Source organism: Natrinema soli (genome assembly GCF_028618695.1).
In genome coordinates, this window is record NZ_JAQIVI010000474.1 from 1 (window position 1) to 869 (window position 869).

The following is an 869-nucleotide window of genomic DNA, read 5'->3' on the forward strand; positions in this document are numbered from 1 at the left end:
GTGGTGGCCGCGCTCGCCCACGACGCGCTCGGCGAGGACGCCGTCGCCTGCACCGCGAAGAGCGAGACGCTTCCCGCGGCCGAACTCGAGGACGCCAAACGGGTCGCACGCGAGATCGGCATTCGCCACGAGATCGTCTCCTTCTCGGAACTCGAGAGCGACGCGTTCGTCGAAAACGACGACGATCGCTGCTATCACTGCCGGACGATGCGACTCGGCGAGATGCTCGAGACCGCCCGCGACCTCGGGGTGGGGACGGTCTGTGACGGCACGAACGCGGACGATCCGGGCGCGGGCCACCGACCCGGACTGCAGGCGGTGGCGGAACTCGACGTTCAGTCACCGCTGCTGGCCCACGACATCGCGAAGGACGAGGTCCGCGAGATCGCCGACCGCTACGATCTGTCGGTCGCCGACAAACCCTCGATGGCCTGTCTCTCCTCGCGGATTCCGACCGGACTCGACGTCACCGACGACCGACTTGCGCGGATCGAGCAGGCCGAGGCGCTGCTCCGCCAGTGGGGGTTCGACCAGTTCCGCGTCCGCGACCACGACGGCCTCGCCCGCATCGAGGTCGCACCCGACGAACTCGAGCGCACCCTGGAACGCGAGTTCGTCGAGACGGTCCGGGCGGAGTTCTCGAAGCTCGGGTTCGATCACGTCACGCTCGACCTCCACGGCTATCGGACGGGGAGCGTCAGTCCCGAGGCCGACGACGACTAACAACGAAATGTTACGCTGTGGTCGCGGCTTCGCCGCTCCCTCGGTACAATTTCGATCAAACGCACTCACTCCGACCTTTGTCCGCTCGGGTTCACTTCGTTCACCACTCTCTGCTCACGGGCGCAAAGCGCCCGTTCGCATGGCTC

At 66.9% G+C, this 869-nt stretch carries 1 protein-coding gene; it reads left to right on the top strand.

The genetic code is table 11. The annotated features are described in order from the left end of the window. Positions 1-723 (top strand): ATP-dependent sacrificial sulfur transferase LarE (gene larE / locus PGX04_RS24440; RefSeq protein WP_273740886.1); only part of this gene is annotated, 723 nt, incomplete at its 5' end. Positions 724-869 lie beyond the last annotated feature (146 nt).